10 protein-coding genes are annotated in these 17,792 nt (G+C 70.3%); 7 read left to right on the forward strand and 3 right to left on the reverse strand.

Annotation, left to right across the window (positions count from 1 at the left end; translation table 11 throughout):
- Position 1 precedes the first annotated feature (1 nt).
- Positions 2-286, reverse strand: coding sequence for a tetratricopeptide repeat protein (locus KEG57_RS30555; protein WP_372518217.1), 285 nt, complete (start codon positions 284-286; stop codon positions 2-4).
- 428 nt (positions 287-714) lie between these two features.
- Between KEG57_RS30555 and KEG57_RS30560 the strand changes: the two genes are divergently transcribed.
- The 6 genes from KEG57_RS30560 to lpxB all read left to right on the forward strand — a co-directional run bounded on the left by KEG57_RS30560 (position 715) and on the right by lpxB (position 10,979).
- Positions 715-2,811, forward strand: coding sequence for an OmpA family protein (locus KEG57_RS30560; RefSeq protein WP_272459088.1), 2,097 nt, complete (start codon positions 715-717; stop codon positions 2,809-2,811).
- A gap of 228 nt (positions 2,812-3,039) precedes the next feature.
- Entirely contained in the window at positions 3,040-6,885 is a 3,846-nt protein-coding gene (locus KEG57_RS30565) for a MopE-related protein (protein ID WP_272459089.1), read from the forward strand.
- A 192-nt stretch (positions 6,886-7,077) separates the two neighbouring features.
- Positions 7,078-7,686 (forward strand): hypothetical protein, encoded by a 609-nt coding sequence (locus KEG57_RS30570; RefSeq protein ID WP_272459090.1) that lies wholly within the window; start codon positions 7,078-7,080, stop codon positions 7,684-7,686.
- On the forward strand, positions 7,664-8,599 hold the full coding sequence (locus KEG57_RS30575; RefSeq protein WP_272459091.1) for a matrixin family metalloprotease: 936 nt from the start codon (positions 7,664-7,666) through the stop codon (positions 8,597-8,599). Before KEG57_RS30570 ends, KEG57_RS30575 begins: the two co-directional genes overlap by 23 nt.
- Positions 8,596-9,840 carry an HRDC domain-containing protein gene (locus KEG57_RS30580; RefSeq protein WP_272459092.1) on the forward strand — a complete coding sequence of 415 codons (1,245 nt, stop codon included), beginning with the start codon at positions 8,596-8,598 and terminating at the stop codon, positions 9,838-9,840. Before KEG57_RS30575 ends, KEG57_RS30580 begins: the two co-directional genes overlap by 4 nt.
- Positions 9,837-10,979 carry a lipid-A-disaccharide synthase gene (gene lpxB / locus KEG57_RS30585; RefSeq protein ID WP_272425035.1) on the forward strand — a complete coding sequence of 381 codons (1,143 nt, stop codon included), beginning with the start codon at positions 9,837-9,839 and terminating at the stop codon, positions 10,977-10,979. Before KEG57_RS30580 ends, lpxB begins: the two co-directional genes overlap by 4 nt.
- A gap of 18 nt (positions 10,980-10,997) precedes the next feature.
- Here lpxB and KEG57_RS30590 read toward each other — a convergent pair whose 3' ends face one another.
- Together KEG57_RS30590 and KEG57_RS30595 are read right to left on the reverse strand one after the other, a co-directional pair.
- A complete protein-coding gene (locus KEG57_RS30590; protein ID WP_272425036.1) occupies positions 10,998-11,924 on the reverse strand; it encodes a hypothetical protein in 927 nt (308 codons plus the stop codon).
- Between the two features lies 1 nt (position 11,925).
- Positions 11,926-13,452: a hypothetical protein gene (locus tag KEG57_RS30595; RefSeq protein ID WP_272425037.1), complete on the reverse strand. Its 1,527-nt coding sequence runs from the start codon at positions 13,450-13,452 to the stop codon at positions 11,926-11,928.
- A 229-nt stretch (positions 13,453-13,681) separates the two neighbouring features.
- On the opposite strand from KEG57_RS30595, the gene KEG57_RS30600 reads away from it, so the two are divergent.
- Positions 13,682-17,620 (forward strand): serine/threonine-protein kinase, encoded by a 3,939-nt coding sequence (locus KEG57_RS30600; protein ID WP_272425038.1) that lies wholly within the window; start codon positions 13,682-13,684, stop codon positions 17,618-17,620.
- The last annotated feature ends 172 nt before the right edge of the window (positions 17,621-17,792 follow it).

The following is a 17,792-nucleotide window of genomic DNA, read 5'->3' on the forward strand; positions in this document are numbered from 1 at the left end:
TTCAGGGTGGCGCGGGGACCGGCGATCCCAGCTCGGCGAGCTCCTGCCGGGCGCGCTCGGCGAGGCGGCTCGAGGGGTAACGAGTGGCGAGGAAACGCAGCGTGGTGACGCGCGCCTCCTTGTCGCCCCGCTCGCGGAACTGCTCGGCGAGCTGATAGAGCGCGTCCTCGGGCGGCTCCTCCATGGCCTTCTCGGGATCGGGATCCCGCGCGCATTGAAAGGGGGCGGTGGCGAGGGCGCTGAGGGCGAGGGCCGCGATCGGCGCGCGAAGGAGCGGGAAGAGCACGGAGTGCATCGTCGCCGGGCCGATTCCGCTGTCAACGATCCCGTGAGGCGGGTACGGCAGGGACGATGGTAGGTGGTCAGGCCAAACGGGGAGACCACCATTGAAATTGCGGCTGGTTCCGGATCGTTGCGTAACGGCGAACGTCACGCGCGGTATGGCGCGGCACGCGGGTCCGAGGAGCGGAGACCTCAGTTGAGGCCCGGGGTTGCTGCCGACAAGCCTCACTGGCATCGGGCGACGAACACGTTTTGGCCTGATTGTTTGTGGTCCGTCGCAGGCACAGTCCGTGTATAGGTAGGGCCATGTCTGCTGCCGCCGAAGACATACAGCGATGCGGCGGACATCTTCGGGTCACTCCAGGGCGACGCCTTGCGTCGAGCCTTCCTTTGGCGGACTCCGACACGAAAATCCGAGAGGTCAATCACGCGATGCGAACTTCCAAGGGATATAGGTGGCTGCTCTGCGCGGCAGCGCTGGGGTCGATCGCGGGCATCGCCGCGCCGGCAAGTGCGGACGATCTCGCCATCAACCGGTTCTACCCCGCCCCGGCCGGTGATCGGTTCTTCGGTGCTCAGTCGCCCTACGTGGCCGGCGATCTGACGCCCCACGCCGCGCTGATCGTCGACTACGCGCACAACCCCCTCGTGCTGCGCCGCCAGAGCGATGACGAGTCGCTCGGCTCGGTCGTGAGCAACCAGCTCTATTTGCACCTCAACGGATCGTTTGCGCTGTTCGAGCGGCTGCTCGTCAACGTCGACGTGCCCGTCGCCCTCTACCAGAACGGCGAAAATCCCACGAACACGCTCGGCATCAGCTCGCCGAGCGGGGCCGATTTCGGCGACCTGCGCCTCGGCCTTCGCCTGCGCGTGCTCGGCGACTACGACAGCATCTTCCAGCTCGGCATCGGCGGCTACCTCTGGGTGCCGACGGGCACCGGCGCGTTCGTGACGGACGGCAATGTACGCGGCCTGCCCCAGGTGATCGTGGGCGGTAAGCACGACCGGTTCGTGTACTCGGTCGCCATCGGCCCGGAAATTCGCCCGGATCAGAACTACTTCGGCAACGCCCTGCTCGGCACGACGTTCGTGGCGGGCGGCGGCATCGGCTTCCTCCTCGGCGAGGAGCGAAACTTCCAGATCGGCCCCGAGTTCAACGTCGTCGCCTCGATGCGCGAGACGACGAGGCAGAGCCTCAACGCCGAGGCGCTCGTCGGCGCGAAGTATCGCTTCGCGGAGAACTTCGAGGCGGGCATCGCCGCCGGCCCCGGCCTCGCCTCCGGCATCGGTACGCCGGACTTCCGCGTCGTCGGATCGCTGGCGTACACGCCGAAGTGGAAGGCGAAGGACACGGACGGCGACGGCATCGTCGACAAGGAGGACGCCTGCGTCGACGTGAAGGGCGTCAAGCACTCCGACCCGGCGAAGAACGGCTGCCCGGCGGATCGCGACAACGACACGATCCTCGACGTGCAGGACGCCTGCCCGGATCTCAAGGGCGTGGCGAACGCGGATCCGAAGAAGAACGGCTGCCCGCCCGACAGCGACGACGACGGGATCTACGACGACAAGGACGCCTGCCCGGACGTGAAGGGCGTGGCCGATCCGGATCCGGCGAAGAACGGCTGCCCGCCCGACAAGGACAAGGACGGCATCATCGACGCGCAGGACGCCTGCATCGACGTGCCCGGCGTGGCCGATCCGGATGCGAAGAAGAACGGCTGCCCGCCCGACAAGGACAACGACGGCGTGTACGACGCGCAGGACGCGTGCCCGGAGATCCCCGGCATCAAGACGAACGATCCGGCGACGAACGGCTGCCCCGGCGACACCGACGGCGACAAGATCCGCGACGACAAGGACGCCTGCCCGAACGAGAAGGGCGCCCCGGATCCGGATCCGAAGCAGAACGGCTGCCCGAAGGCGGTCCGCGTCACCGAGACCGAGGTCATCATCCTGCAGCAGGTGCAGTTCGACACGGCCAAGGCGACGATCCGCAAGGTCAGCGATTCGCTGCTCGACGAGGTCGCGGCCGTGCTCAACGAGCACCCGGAGCTCCTCAAGGTCGAGGTCCAGGGCCACACCGACAGCCGCGGCTCGAAGCAGCTCAACACGAAGCTCTCGCAGGCGCGCGCCGACGCGGTGAAGGCCGCGCTCGCCAAGCGCGGCGTGAGCGCCGATCGCCTCACGACGATGGGCTACGGCCCGGATCGGCCCGTGGGCGACAACGCGTCGGAGGAGGGCCGCCAGGCCAACCGCCGCGTGCAGTTCGTCATCCTCGAGAAGAAGATGAAGGACGGCTCGATCAAGAAGTTCGAGCCCGTCGCGCCGCCCGCGCCGCCGCCCGCCGCGCCGAAGGGTGCTGCGCCGAAGGGTGCGGCTCCGGCCGCGCCGAAGGGCGCCGCTCCCGCGCCTGCGGCTCCGGCCCCGAAGGGTGCTGCTCCCGCGCCTGCGGCTCCGAAGGGCGCCGCGCCCGCGCCTGCCGCGCCCGCGCCGAAAAAGGTTGCACCGGCTCCCACCAAGAAGTGACGGAAGCGGGGCGCTCGCGAAAGCGGGCGCTCCGTATCACCCGCGGTCCGGAGGCTCGAAAGGGCCTCCGGGTCCCTGGTTTCATCGCCTCGGCTCGCTCCCGTGAGGTGCGTGACGAGCTCTGCGTGGCGTGACACTCGAGAGACCGCGCCACCCTATCAACAGACGGTCGGTCGGGCCGTCGAGCAATCCGTTGGAGCACCAAAGGACTGCGACAGGGAACCATACATGAGAAGACATTTGCTTTTGGCGGGCCTCGCGAGCGTGACAGCGCTCGGGATCTTCGCCCGCGACGCGGCTGCCGCGCCGAATCTGCGCGTGCAGGTGGACCAGAAGGGCGACTTCCTCCTCATCGGCAACACGCTCGGCCACGACTGCGCGGGCAACGCGCCCGGTCTGCCGCTCGTGAACATCGTCGGATCCTGCGGAAACAACGCAACCGACAGCGGCGTCGACATCCTTTGGCGGTCGCAGGACCCGCTCCCGACGCAGGCGTCCGCGATCAACACGATCACGGCGGCGCAGGCGCGCAGCACCGCGATCCTCACGATCCCGGCCGGCGCGACCGTCACGCACGCCTACCTCTACTGGGGCGCAACACGCAACGCTTCGGGCGCCGACACCACGGCCACGCTCGATCGGCCGGGCGTCTTCAGCCAGGACCTGACGGCGACCCAGGCGTACACGTCGACGCAAAACTCCTACCAGAGCGTCGCCGACATCACGGCGATCGTGCAGGCGCAAGGTTCCGGCGCGTACCGCGTCGCGGGCGTCGACGTCGAGCCCACGGACGGGATCACCGACGCGACCACGTTCGCAGCCTGGTGGATGGTCGTCCTCTACGAGCGCGCCTCGGATCCGCCGCGCAACCTGGCGATCTTCGATGGGCTCGACGCCGTGGGCAACGGCAACCCGCAGAACGTGACGCTCTCAGGCTTCCTCGTGCCGCCCGCGTTCGCGAACGCGAAGCTCGGCGTCGTGGCCTTCGAGGGTGACACGTCGGTCACGGGGGACTCGTTCTCCTTCAACAACGTGCAGCTCTCGAACGCGCTGAACCCCGCGGGCGACTTCTTCAACCGGACGCGGACGAACCTCGGGGCCGCCGTGACGGTGGCGGGTGACCTGCCCCAGCTCGACGGCACCGCCGGCAGCTACTCGGGCATGGACATGGACATCGTGGACATCACGGGCCAGCTCACCGCAGGCCAGAAGTCCGCGCCGATCTCGGCGACGAGCACGGGCGACGTCTACTGGCTCGCCGGGTTCGTGACGTCGATCCCCACGTTCAAGCCCGATTTCACGACGTCGGTGAAGTCGGCCGTCGACGTGAACGGCGGCGCGCTGCTCGTAGGGGACGTCGTCGAGTACACGATCGTCGCGACGAACACCGGCAACGACACGGCCATCAACACCGTGCTGGTGGACCCGATCCCGATGGGCGTGACGTACGTGCCGGGCTCGATCGAGGTCGTGTCGGGCCCGAACACGGGCGCGAAGACGGATGCGCTCGCCGACGATCAGGGCGAGTACAACGCCGCGACGAACGAGGTGCTCATCCGGCTCGGTACGGGCGCGAACGGCACGAATGGCGGGACGATGCTCGTCAACGACACGACGACCGTGAAGTTCCGCGTGACCGTGAACCCGGACGCGACGGGCACGATCCTGAACCAGGCGATCATCACGGCCGCGGGCCAGACGGGCGCGCCGGCCAAGGACACGCCCACCGACGGCAACGGCCCGTCGCCGGACCAGCCGCCGACGCCGATCGTCATCGATCTGTGCGAGTCGGACATGAACTGCATGGCGCCCACGCCCGCCTGCAACGTGGCCGCGACGCCGAACACCTGCGTCGAGTGCGTGACGGACACGCACTGCGGCGGCGCCACGCCGACGTGTGATGCCGCGACGAACACGTGCGTCTGCGTGCCCACGGGCGCGGAGATCTGCGACGGCCTCGACAACGACTGCAACGACACCATCGACGACGGCTTCAACGTCGGCATGGCGTGCTCCGCCGGCGTCGGCGCATGCCTCACCACGGGCGTCTTCGCGTGTTTGCCGAACGGCACCTCGGCCTGCAACGCCTTCCCGGACGAGCCCGGCGTCGAGACCTGCAACGGCATCGACGACAACTGCGACGGCACGACCGACAACGGCGTGCCCGGCGTTGGCGACGCTTGCATGACCGGTCTGCCCGGCATCTGCGGCCCGGGCATGCAGGTCTGCGGCGCCGGCGGCATCGCGTGTATGCCCGACGTGGCACCCGGCTCGACGCCCGAAGTCTGCGGCGACGGCGTCGATCAGGACTGCGACGGCGCGGTCGACAACGGCTGCCTCGACAGCGACGGCGACGGCATCGGCGACGAGGTCGAGGTCGCGAACGGCACGGATCCGAACGACGCGGACTCCGACGACGACGGCGTGTCCGACGGCGAGGAGCCGCAGTGGAACGTCGACACGGACGGCGACGGCCTCATCAACGCGCTCGATCCGGACAGCGACGACGACGGCCTCTTCGACGGCACCGAGCTCGGCAAGGACTGCGCGAACCCGGCGACGAATCCGGACGCGCAGAGCTGCCGCGCCGACGCCGATCCGAACACCACGACCGATCCGCTCGACGCAGACACGGACAACGGCGGCGTGTCCGACGGCGACGAGGACACGAACCTGAATGGCAAGCTCGACGCGGGTGAGCGGGATCCGAACGATCCGGCCGACGATTCGAACGCGCCGACCGACAGCGACGGCGACGGCCTGAGCGACGATCTCGAGGAGCAGATCGGGACGAACCCGAACGACGCGGACTCGGACGACGACGGCCTCATCGACGGCGAAGAGCCGAACCCGAGCGCGGACACGGACGGTGACGGCCTGATCAACGGGCTCGATCCGGACAGTGACAACGACGGCCTGTTCGACGGCACCGAGAGCGGCAAGGACTGCTCGAACCCGGCGACGGATCCGACCGCGGGCAACTGCATCGCCGACGCGGATCCGAACACGAAGACCTCGCCGCTCGACGCGGATACCGACAACGGCGGCGTCATCGACGGCTCCGAGGACGAGAACCGCAACGGCGCCGTGGATCCGGGCGAGCTCGATCCGAACGATCCGACGGACGACACCACGAAGCCGGACACGGACGGCGACGGGCTGACGGACGACTACGAGAACGAGATCGGTACGGACCCGAACGATGCGGATTCCGACGACGACGGCGTGATCGACGGCGAGGAGCCGAACCCGACCGACGACACCGACGGCGACGGCATCATCAACGCGCTCGATCCGGACAGCGACGGCGACGGGCTGAAGGATGGCACGGAGATGGGCAAGAACTGCTCGAACCCGGCCACGAACACGGCGGCGAACAACTGCGTCGCCGACGGTGACAACGGCGTCACGACGACGTCGCCGGTCGATCCCGACACCGACGACGGCGGCGTGAACGACGGCGACGAGGACACGGACAAGGACGGCGTGGTCGATTCGAACGAGCGCGATCCGAACGATCCGACCGACGACAACGTCGTTCCGCCCATGGACTCGGACGGCGACGGGCTGACGGACGACGAGGAGGCCGATCTCGGGACCGACCCGAACGACGCGGACTCGGACGACGACGGCGTGATCGACGGTCAGGAGCCGAGCCCCGGCGAGGATACGGACGGCGACGGGAAGAAGAACGCGCTCGATCCGGACAGCGACAACGACGGCCTCTTCGACGGCACCGAGCTCGGCCTCGCCTGCTCGGACCCGGCCACGGACGCGGCGGCAGAGACCTGCGTCCCCGACGCAGACAAGGGCGCGACGACGACCGATCCGCTCGACGCGGACACGGACAACGGCGGCCTCAACGACGGCGAAGAGGACGCGAACAAGAACGGCATGGTCGACACGGGTGAAAGTGATCCGCTGGATCCGGCCGACGATGCCCCCGAGGGCATCATCCTGACGGGCAACGGCCTCTGCGCCGCGCGGCCCGGCAATGATGCGACGCCGGGCGTGGGCTTCCTGCTCGCGCTCGCGGCGGGGACGGCGCTCGTCCGCCGCCGACGGCGCAGCTAACGCAGGAGGGAGCTCTCCGAGCGCGGAAGGCCGCGCTCGGAAGCGATGAGGCGCCGCGGTCCTTTCGAGGGCCGCGGCGTTTCGTTTTTGGAGAGGGCGAACCGCGCGTGTCCCGACGGCACGCGGGAACGCGTGCGCGCATATCGCCCCCACGTGGAGCGCCATCAAGGGGATGGTGGTATCCTTCCCTGCATGCGCGTTCGAGCCTCCCTGCTTGCGCTGTCACTTGCCTTTGCCTTACCGGCGGCGCTGTTCGTGTCGCCACACTCGCCCTACACGGGCCCGAGAGAAGCCGCGGCGGCGGTTTCGGTGGTCGTCTCGCTCGATGAGCTCGTGACGAGCTCGTCGTACGTCGTCGTCGCGAAGGCGGCCGAACGACAGAGCATGTGGGAAGACACCCCGAGCGGCCGGCGGATCGTCACGTACACGCGGCTCGACGTGGAGCGCTCCGTCGTCGGCGAGCCGGGGACGCAGGTGTGGGTGCGGACGCTCGGCGGCGTCGTGGGCGACGTCGGGCAGTGGGTCTCGGGCGAGGCGGTGCTCAAGCCCGGAGAGCGCTCGCTTCTGTTTCTGCACAAAACGCCGGCCGCGGTCGTCGTGACCGCGATGGCGCAGGGGCATTACCCCGTGATCAGCACGGAGGGGGGTTTGCCGAAGCTCGCGCCGAGCCCGGACGCAGGGACGATCCTGCCGCGGACCGGGCCCAGCATCGGCGCGCGTGAGGTGCTTGTGGGAGCGACGCTTTCGCGTGCGCTCGTGGCCATCGAGGAGGTGAAACGTGCGCCACGCGAACGCAAGTAATCGAGGACGGCTCGCGTCTTTCGCGATCGGGCTCTCGCTCGTCGCGGCGGTGACGCTCTTCGCGCCGACGGCGTCGGCCTATTGCCGCACGACGAGCTGCAAAGGCGTCGGGACCGGTGCGCGCTGCATGCCCATGCGCACGACCGACTGCGGCATCGAGCTCTTCTGGAAGAACCCGTGCGTCGGCTTCAGCATGCAGCGGGACGCGTCGGTGCAGATCGACCTCGACGACGCGACGAAGATCTTCGAGGAGGCCTTCAAGAAGTGGACCGACGCCGACTGCGGCGACGGCAAGCATCCGCGCATCAAGGCCGTGAACCTCGGCCCCGTGGAGTGCCACGCGCACGAGTACAACAAGAAGGCCGGCAACGCGAACGTCATCCTCTTCCATGACGACGTGTGGCCGCACGCCGGCGCGGGGAGCACGCTCGCGCTCACCACGGTCACGTACAACATCGAGACCGGCGAGATCTACGACGCCGACATGGAGCTCAACGGGGCGAACGTGGAGTTCACGACCGGGACCGACAACGTCCTTTACGACCTGCCCTCGATCGCAACGCACGAGACGGGGCATTTCCTGGGCATGTCGCACTCCGCGGACGGCACGGCGACGATGTTCGCCGACTACACGCCGGGCTCGACGGAGCTCAGGTCGCTGGAGAACGACGACATCGAGGGCATCTGCGCGGCCTATCCACCCGGCGATCCGATCCCCGCCTCGTGTGATCCCACGCCGCGGCGCGGGCTCGAATCGCAGTGCAATCCGGAGCCGATCCCGACCGATGACGGGGGGAGCTGTTGCGCGACGGCCCCGGGCACGCCTCGATCGGCGGGCGGGACTGCGCTCGCGGCCCTCGCCCTCGCCCTCGGCCTCGCGGCGAGGCGTCGCGCCGAGCGCACGCGTCCATGACGAGCCCGGAAGCGCCGCCGTACGAGGTCCTCTGGGTCGACGATGCCCGCGCGCTCGGAGGCGCGCTCGAGCGCGCCGTGCAGGCGAAGGCAATCGCGGTGGACGTGGAGGCCAACGGCCTCTTCGTCTACCGCCCGCGCCTTTGCGCCGCGCAGCTCGCCTGGGAGGAAGGGGATACGACGGTCGTCCTGATCGTCGACACGCTCGCCACGAGCGCGGCGGCGCTCGGACACCTCCTCGGCCCCGAGGGGCCCATCAAGGTGCTGCACGATCTCACGTTTGACGCGCGCATGCTCGCCGAGGTTGGCGCGCCGCTCGCGCGCGTGCGGGACACCTCGGTCACGGCGCGATTCCTCGGCCAGAAGGCGACGGGGCTCGCGTCGGTGCTCGCGGCGGAGCTCGGGGTCGTCCTCGACAAACGGTTTCAGCAACACGACTGGTCGAAAAGGCCGGTGTCGCCTGCGGAGCGGCGTTACCTCGGGGACGACGTCGCGTATCTCCTGAAGCTCGATCGCGCGCTCGCCGCGAAGGCGGCCGCGATCGACATCGAGGCCGAGATCGAGGAGGAGTGCTCGTACAAGCTTCGCGCGGCTCTCGCGCCGCCGCGGGAGACGCGCCCGTCGTACGTGCGGGTCAAGGGCGCGCAGAAGCTCGATCGTCCGGGCCGCGCCGCGCTCCGGAGCCTCGTGGCCGCGCGCGAGGCGATCGCCGAGGCCGCCGACGTGCCGCCGTTCAAGATCGTCACGAACGAGATCCTGCTCGAACTCGCGCGGATGCGTCCGACATCGATCCCCGAGCTCAGCCGCGTGCCCGGCGCGCTCTCGGGTCGCTCGGGGAGGCACGCAGCGCGGTGGCTCGAGGCGATCACGCGCGGCGCCGCCGAAGGGGACGTGCCGCCCGAGGAGCAAGCGCACTTCGAAGTGGCGCCGATCGATCGGAAAGAGATCGCGCGACGACGCGAGATCGAGGCGAAGATCAGCGCATTCCGGCGCGCCGAGGCGAAGCGCCGCGGCGTCGACGAGCAGGCCGTGCTGCCCGGGCATTGCGCGCAGGATCTCGCGAGCACCCTGCTGACGGCGGCGGGGGAGGATTCTGCGGCGACGCTCGCGCGGATCGCCGCGATCCCGGGCCTCGGGGCGAAGCGGGTCGAGCGGTATGGCAAGCGCATGGCGTCGCTGCTCTCGGCGCCGGGCGAGTCATCCGCGCAAGCACGAGGAAGCGCGCCGCGCGAGGATTCGTGAGCGGGGCGGGCGCGCCGCTGCTCGTCGTCGCGGGCGAGGCTTCGGGGGATCGCATCGCAGCCGAGGTGCTGCGCGCGCTCGGGCCAGCTGTGCACGCCTTCGGGATCGGGGGGCGCGGATGCCGGGCGCAGGGCATGGAGACGCTCGCGGAGACGTCGGACATCGCCGCGATGGGCACGCTCGACGTGCTGCGGAAGGTGCCGGCGCTCGGGCGATCGCTCGGCGCGCTGATCGGGAGGATCCGGAAAGACCCACCACGCGCCGCGCTGCTCGTGAACTTCACGGAGCTGAACGCGCGGCTCGGGCGGGCGCTCCGGCGACGCGGAACACACGTGCTCTGGGCTGTCGCGCCGCAGGTCTGGGCCTGGCGCGCGGGGAGGATCCACGCGCTCCACGACGCCGTCGATCGGCTCGCCGTCGTCCTGCCGTTCGAGGAGCTGCTCTGGCGCGAGGCGGGGTACGACGCGCGGTTCGTGGGTCATCCGTCGGCCGAGGCGCCGCGCCTGCCCCGCGAGGTCGCGCGCGCCCAGCTCGGGCTCGCCAAAGGGCGCACCGTCGCCGTGCTCCCGGGTAGCCGTGCCGGCGAGATCACGCGCCTCGCGCCGCTCTTTTGCGAGGCGGCTTCAATGCTCACGGCGCGTGGCGACGTGGACGAGGCACGCGTGCTCGTGGCTCCGTGGCTCGACGCGCGTGCGCGCGGCGAACTCGAACGAGCGGCCCGCCGCGCCGGGGTCGAGATCGCCGAAGCCGACGCGGAGCATGGCGCCTCTCCCCTGCTCAGTGCCTTCGATCTCGCGCTTTGCGCCTCGGGCACGGCTTGCCTCGAGGCGGCGCTCGCCGGGCTGCCGACGGTCATCGGCTACCGCGTCGATCCCCTCACCTACGCGCTCGCCCGCCGCCTCGTACGGACCCCGCACATCGGCCTGCCAAACGTCCTGCTCGGCCGCCGCGCGTACCCCGAGCTGCTCCAGGACGCGGTCACGAACCGCTCGCTCGCTGCGACGGCCGCTGCCCTGATGAACGACGCGCAAAAGGCACGCGCAAAGGCCGACGCACGGGCACTCGACGCGCTCCTCCGGCCCCCTTCCCCGGGTCCGTTCGGCGCGCGCGTCGCGGCCTTGCTCGATCCGTGGCTCTGATCCTTTGACCGCAAACGATTACGTGCGCGGCGAGGACGTCCCCGAAGCGGTCCGCTTCTCCGGCTTGGCCCGCATCGCTTCGAAGGCGCTCACGACCTCCCGCGAAAATTCTTCCACCACCGCGCGATGCGTCGCGAGCCCGCCGTCGAGCCCTGCGCGCGCCTTCTCTAGCGCGGTGGTCACGTGCTCGGCCCGCTGCCGCGAAAGCACCCGGAACGCGAGCATCCGACCCGCGGGCACCGCGATGAGCGCGATCGTCGCCGGCGTCCAAGCGAACGTCGGCGCCGCGCGCGTGATGGAACCGAGATCCGTGAGCGGCGAGCGCGAGAGCCACGCCGCGAGCGCGATCTGGTAGCCCTCGGCGACCGTCGACGGGAGACCGTCGCACATCTCGTGCAGCGGCACCCGCTGCGTCTCCACGTGCACGCGCCGCAGGTTTTGCCACATCAAGAGCCGCTTCGGCGGAGGCACGCCGCGGAAGCTCGCCGAGCCCGTCCACCAGCGCACCGACGTATCCGCGCGGCCGAGCTCCATCACGCGGGCGAACGTCGCGTGACGGGCGAGCGCCGCGCCCACGTCGCGCGGCGGCGGAATCTGGCCACACAAATCGAACACGCTCCGCACGAGGCGCATGTAACGCCCCTTCGTGAAGAGCCCGCCGAGCTCGTGGTTCGTCACCTGCAAGAGGTCGTTCAGCGCCGCGGCGAGCGCCCACTCGTGCGCGTCGAGATCCGGCAACGTGTCGACCGGCGCGACGAGCCGCGCGCGCCTGACACGCGCGACGTCGATCCGCGAGCGCACATCCGCGTCGACGATGTGCCTCCCCTCCCCGAGCTTCGTCCCGAGCTGCCCGAACGGCCGCGCGAGGCGCAATTTTCCGCCAAGGACGAGGGGCGCGACGATCCCCGTGACGAGCTCCTCGAACCGTTCGTCGTCGCTCGCCAAGCTAGCCTCCGCTGCCCGCGCCCCCGGGGAGCGCAGGAAGAGCGCCGTCGTCGCTCGCCGAGACGTCCCGCAGCGGCCTGAGGCCCACGCCGCCGAGCGTGACCTCGGGCAGCTCCGTGGCGAGCGCCGACGAGAGCGCGTCCGCGAAGCGATCGGCCGCGAGCGGGAGCCACGCCTGCGCCTCGAGCACGGCCGCTTCGAGCGAGACGAACCCTTCCTCGGGTATGCCGAGCACCGTGCCGTCGCGACCGATGAAGAGCACCTGCCCCGGCGGCGCGCCGAGCGAGCGGTAGAGCACGTCGGGCGCGACCGCGGGCACCACGTCGTAGCCCGCGGGCACGTAGAGCTGCTTGTGGACCTCGCGGAAGAACTGGCCCACGGGGATGCCCTCGATGCCCGTCGGATGCCGGACGATCGCGCCGCGCTCGGTGAACGCGACGCGCGCCGCGCGCAGGCTCTCCGGCCCGAGCGCGTAGGCGATGCGGCGCAGCACGGGCAGATCCTCGGCCTCGACCCAGGTCGCCGTGACGTGACGCCACGGATCGAGCGTGGGCACGAGGCGAAGCGCGACCGAGACCGAGGTCGTCGGCTGGGCACTCGTGCGCGCAGCAGCCACGTCCTTGCGCATCTCCATGCGCGCGAAGGCGCGCACGTCGCCGAGCGCGGGCAGCTTCGGGATCTCCAGCGGATCCAGGCCATGACCGCGAAAGAGGACGAGGCCCGTCTCCGCGAAGACGGGGCACGCGCGGAGGTTCACGGGGTGCCGGAAGCCCACCTCCACGGCCGTGCCCGGCGCGGCCGGCATGAACATCGAGACGCCCGGCGTGCGCGTGAGCAGCGGGATCATGCGCTCCGGCAACTCGGGAACGCGGAAGAGGTACCGGACGACCGGTCCATCATCGAAGCTCGACGCGGGCGGCCACTCGGCGACGCCGACCTCGGCCGTCACGCCCGAGCGCACGAAGTAGTGAATCAGCGCCGGCCCGAGCCCCGCCTCCGCGGAGAGCCAGCGCGGCCCTGGCTCACGCCCCGTCGAGGGATCCGCGTGCGGCTCGAGGCGCAGCACGAGCGAGCGCACGTCGATCTTCCGCTCCGTCTCGTAGCTCTGCGAAAACGTGTTGTGGTAGAGCCAGAGCGTCGCGTCGCCCGCGCTGATCTGCGCGACGTCGTAGCCGAAGGGCGCCGCCGCGTCGCGGTACTGGACGAAGTGACGGCTCGTCCCGGTGAACGTGTACCCGCCTGCCAGGCGCGCGATCTCGGCGATCCGATCCATGCGATCGCTCGTCTCGGCCGCGAAGGTCAGCGTCACCTCGCGCGCGCCGAGCTTCGAGCGCACGACCTCGATCGCGAGCGACCGGAGGATGTCGGCGAGCGAGCCTTGCCTCGTGTAGAGTGCCAGGAACGCGACGAGCCGGTCGATCGAGGGCAAGAGGACCACGCCCTTCGCGCCGAGCGCCACGCCGCGCGCGTCCAGGCCGAGGCCCGGTGTGCGGAGCCTCGTCTGGTGGACCGCGACCCGCTCGAGCATGCGCTAGCTCCTCTTCGCGTCTCCTGCGCTCGCCGGTTCACTCGAATCCGGGCGGACGCGTGGCCGTGAGGCTAGGGGCTCGGCCCGGGACCGTCAAGCGAGCGCGCTCTCCGATGCACCTGCCGCCTTTTGGCTCGTGCGACGATTGTGTACGCTTGGGCGGGCCCGCGTACCACGGGTCTACTACACCCTCGGCCGGCAATCGGCGATAGGGAGTCCCGAGCAAGGCATGGCACGCACCCAGCAGCTCATCGCCGGGCGATTTCAGGTCGAGCGCGAGGTCGGACGCGGCGCCGTCGGCATCGTGTTCCGCGCGTTCGACACGGTCTCCCAGCGGCGCGTCGCTCTGAAGATCATCGCCGCAGGCGAGTCGGATCCAGGCGAACGCATGCGCCTCTTGCAAGAGGGCAAGATCCTGAGCGAGCTCGATCATCCAGGGATCGTCCAGGTCGTTGCCTACGGCGCCCTCGACTCGAGTTACACCGCCGCGCTCGGCCGAAAGTTCGACGAAGGCACGCCCTTCATCGCGATGGAGTGGCTCGAAGGCGAGGACCTGCTCACGCGCCAGCTCCGCGCCGCGCTCACCATGCGCCAGGCCCTCGACATCGTGCGTCAGGTCGCCTTCGCGCTCGCCGCCGCCCACGACGCCGGCGTCGTCCACCGCGACATCAAGCCCTCGAACATCTTCGTCCTCTCGAGCCGCTTCCCCGATCCCGACTCGCCCCCCGTCTCCACGCGCACGACGCGCAGGACGCGCGACGAAGGCGAGCCCGCCCCCGAGCAGCTCACCTCGAAGCTCGTCGACTTCGGCGTCGCCACCTCGCGCGACATGCGCCTGACCGGCAACGACATCTTCGTCGGCACCCCCGCGTACATGGCCCCCGAGCAAGCCCGCGGCGACGCCATCGCCGACGCGCGCAGCGACATCTACTCGCTTGGCGCCACGCTCTTCGAGCTGCTCACGGGAAGGCCCCCGCACATCGGCTCGAACTCGATCGCCACGATCGCGCTGCTCGCGACGACGCCCGCGCCTCGCTTGAGCGAGCTGCTGCTCGACGTGCCCGAGGCCCTCGAGGAGCTCGTCGCGCGCATGCTCATGTCCGAGCGCGAGCACCGCCCGTCCTCGTCGCGCGAGGTCGCGCTCGAGCTCGACGCGCTCTGCCGCGATCCGTCCGTCCCCGAGGTCGCGCGCGCGCTCGCCACCTCGACCGAGCCGCCGCCCATGAACACGCGGCTCGTCACGACGCTCGTCGCGCTCCAGGTCGGCTCGCGCAAGGAGCAACGCCTGCAGCTGCTCGAACGGCTGCGCGAGCGCGGCGCGGATGCTCTGCCCCTCGGCACCGACTCGATCGTCGCGCACCTCGGCATGCGCCAATCGCACGGCGACGAGGCCACGAACGCCCTCGATCTCGGCCGCTGGCTCGCCGAGCTCGGCGCGTGCGTCGGCGTCTCGACGGGTCGCACGCGGCTCGATCGCGTCAAATCCGCGGGCGACGTCGTCGATCGCGCGAGCGCCCTCGCCCGGAAGGCGGGCGAGGCGAACCTGCTCTGCGACAGCACCACGAAGGAGCTCGACAAGGGCTTCTTCCAGTTCGACCCCGTCCCCGGCGGCCATTTCAAGGTCGGCGCACGCGCCAAGCCCGAGGGACGCAAGACCGAGCAGTTCATCGGTCGCGAGGCCGAGCTCATCAACGCGCTCGCGCAGTACGAGCGCTGCGTCGACGATCGCACGCCCATCATCGTCACGATCTCGGGCCCGCCCGGCATCGGCAAGAGCCGCCTCGGCCGCGAGTTCGTCAACCGCATCACGACGCGCGACGAGCCCCCGCTGCTCGTCCGCGTGCGTTGCGAGTCCTTCGGCCGCGCCCAGGCCCTCGGCGTCGCCACGGACGCCCTGCGTGCCCTGCTCGGCCTGCCGAAAGGCGCGAGCCTGGAGCAAGTCGAGCAAGCTCTGCGCGTGCGCAAGATCCGCAGCGGCGACAGCGCCTTGCTTTCGCGCCTGCTCGCAAACCAGCCCTTCGACGACGGACTCGATCCGCGCGGCGCCCGCGACTCGCTTTACCTCTCGATGACCGAGCTCGCCCTCGGCGCCGCCTCCGCCGGCCCCTGCGTCCTGCTCTTCGAGGACGCGCAGTGGTCCGACCCCGAGAGCATTTCCTGGATCGAGCACCTCCTCGGTCGCGCGACAAACCTGCCCCTGTTCGTGATGATGGTCATGCGGCCGTCGTTCTGGCGTGATCAAGGCCAGCGCTTCGTCGGCCGCGATCACGTGCGGATCGACCTGCGCCCGATGTCGAAGAAGGCCACGCGCGAAATCGCCCGAGCCATCATCGGCGAGAACGCGGACGAGGCCGTCCTGAACCGCGTCGCCGAGCAGGCCGCCGGCTCGCCGCTCTTCGCCGAGGAGCTCGCGCGCGTCATCGCCGCAGGCAAGGACGTCACCACGGCCGCCACGATCGAGGCCGCCATCCAGGTCAGCCTCGACGCCCTCGACGACGCGACCCGCGAGGCCGTCGTGCGCATGAGCGTCCTCGGTCTGAGCGTGTGGGACTCCGGCATCAGCGCCGTCGGCGTCGCAGACGCGGACGGCGCCTTGAAGAAGCTCATCGCCGCGGAGCTCTTGGTCGAGCATGGCGCGAGCCGTTTCGCCGGCACGCGCGAGTTCCTCTTCAAGCACGCCCTCGTCCGCGACGTCGCCTACGCCTCGGCAAGCGAGGAGCTCCGCAAGCAGATCCACGCCGCCGCGGCCGAATGGCTCGCCAACATGGGCGAGGACGCCGCCACCGTCGCGCAGCATTTCGATCTCGGCGCGCAGCAAGAGAAGGCCGCCGTCCACTGGGAGACCGCCGCGCGCCGCGCTCTCGCCACGAACTCGCTCGGCGAAGCCGTGAAGATGGCCGAGCGAGCGCTCATGTTCGCCACCGACAAACCCACCGCCTTCGGCCGCGCGGTGTTGCTCGACGAAGCCCACAGCCGTCTCGACGCGAAGTCCTCCGAGCGCAAGGAGGCCATCGATGCGATGGCCGAGAACGTCTACGACGAGGAGAGCGAGATCCGCTCCCTCGGCGCCCGCGTGCGGTACGACTACGTGCTCGGCGCCGGCTTCGACGTCGAAGCCCGGCTCATCCAGTGCCGCGATCGCGCCGCGAAGCTCGGTCTCGTCGAGGAAGAAGCACGCTGCTCGGCGTCACTCGCAAACCTCTACGCCTACGCAGGCCAGCTCGATCTCGCCGAGCGCGAGACGCGTGTCCTGCTCGACCTCACCGAGCGCCGCTCGATCGACTGGGCCGCCGTCGACGCCTGGCAAGCTCTCGCCGTCGTGCGGCAGACGCAGGGTCAGCTCGGCGCAGCGCTCGACGCCCGGCGCAACGCAGCCCGCGCCGCGAAGAGCGCAGGTCTGCAAGAGCGCGAGGCCATGCTCATCACGAACGTCGGCTTCGCGCTGACAACGATCGGCGCGCGCCAAGAAGCCCTGCACCAGCTCGAAGCAGGCCTCGCAAAAGCCTCCGCGATCGGCAGCCCCGGCACCGTGCGCAACGCGCAGATGAACCTGCTCTGCTGGGCCGCGACGTTCGGCCCGGAGAGCCGGCTCGACGTGGCCCTTGCCGAGCCCCGCACGAGCGCCGACGAGGCGACCGTGGCCTGGTTCCACAAGGATCGCGTGACGCTCGGCACGCTCTTCTACCGCGGCTGCGAGCTCTTGCGCACCGACGGCGCGGGCAACATCCCGCGGGCGCGTTCGCTGCTGAAGACGGCAACCGAGGCCTACCGCGCGTCGCAAAACCGCGACGTCCTGCCCGTCGCCCTCGGCTTCTGGGCCGAGGCCGAGCGTCGTTTCGGCAACTCCGACCAGGCGATCGAGCTCGCCCGCGAAGCCGCACGCCTGGTCGAATCCGGCGCCCCGAGCCTGCTCAACGAGGCCTCGATCTACCTGACGCTGCACGACGCCCACGTCGACATCGGCGATCTGAAGAGCGCCCGCGACGCGATCGAGCGCGCCATCCCGCACCTCGAGCGCCGCCTGAAGGGCCTCGAAGGCACGCCCTACGCGCGCGCCTTCCTCGTGAACCTCCCGCACAACGCAGGCCTGCTCGCCGCCGCCGAGGCCTACGGCTGCGTCACGACGCCCATCGAGCAGGTCCTCGCGCTTCCTCCTTCAGAGTCCTGATCCCTAGGGAGTATTTCACGGCGTGGCGCCGGGGTTTCACCCCGGACCCGACCAGGGGCTGTCCGCCCCTGGACCCGGACCAGGGCAAGCCCTGGACGCGGGGCGACAGCGCGCGATGCGCGCTGTCGACAGGGAAAACGTCCCCAGCACGTACGGCAGTGCCGCTGTCTTG

This window comes from Polyangium jinanense, from assembly GCF_028435365.1.

Coding starts and splice junctions, on each gene's coding strand:
- KEG57_RS30560 (WP_272459088.1), top strand. CDS start 715: ATGCGAACTTCCAAGGGATATAGGTGGCTGCTCTGCGCGGCAGCGCTG.
- KEG57_RS30565 (WP_272459089.1), top strand. CDS start 3,040: ATGAGAAGACATTTGCTTTTGGCGGGCCTCGCGAGCGTGACAGCGCTC.
- KEG57_RS30570 (WP_272459090.1), top strand. CDS start 7,078: ATGCGCGTTCGAGCCTCCCTGCTTGCGCTGTCACTTGCCTTTGCCTTA.
- KEG57_RS30580 (WP_272459092.1), top strand. CDS start 8,596: ATGACGAGCCCGGAAGCGCCGCCGTACGAGGTCCTCTGGGTCGACGAT.
- KEG57_RS30595 (WP_272425037.1), bottom strand. CDS start 13,452: ATGCTCGAGCGGGTCGCGGTCCACCAGACGAGGCTCCGCACACCGGGC.
- KEG57_RS30600 (WP_272425038.1), top strand. CDS start 13,682: ATGGCACGCACCCAGCAGCTCATCGCCGGGCGATTTCAGGTCGAGCGC.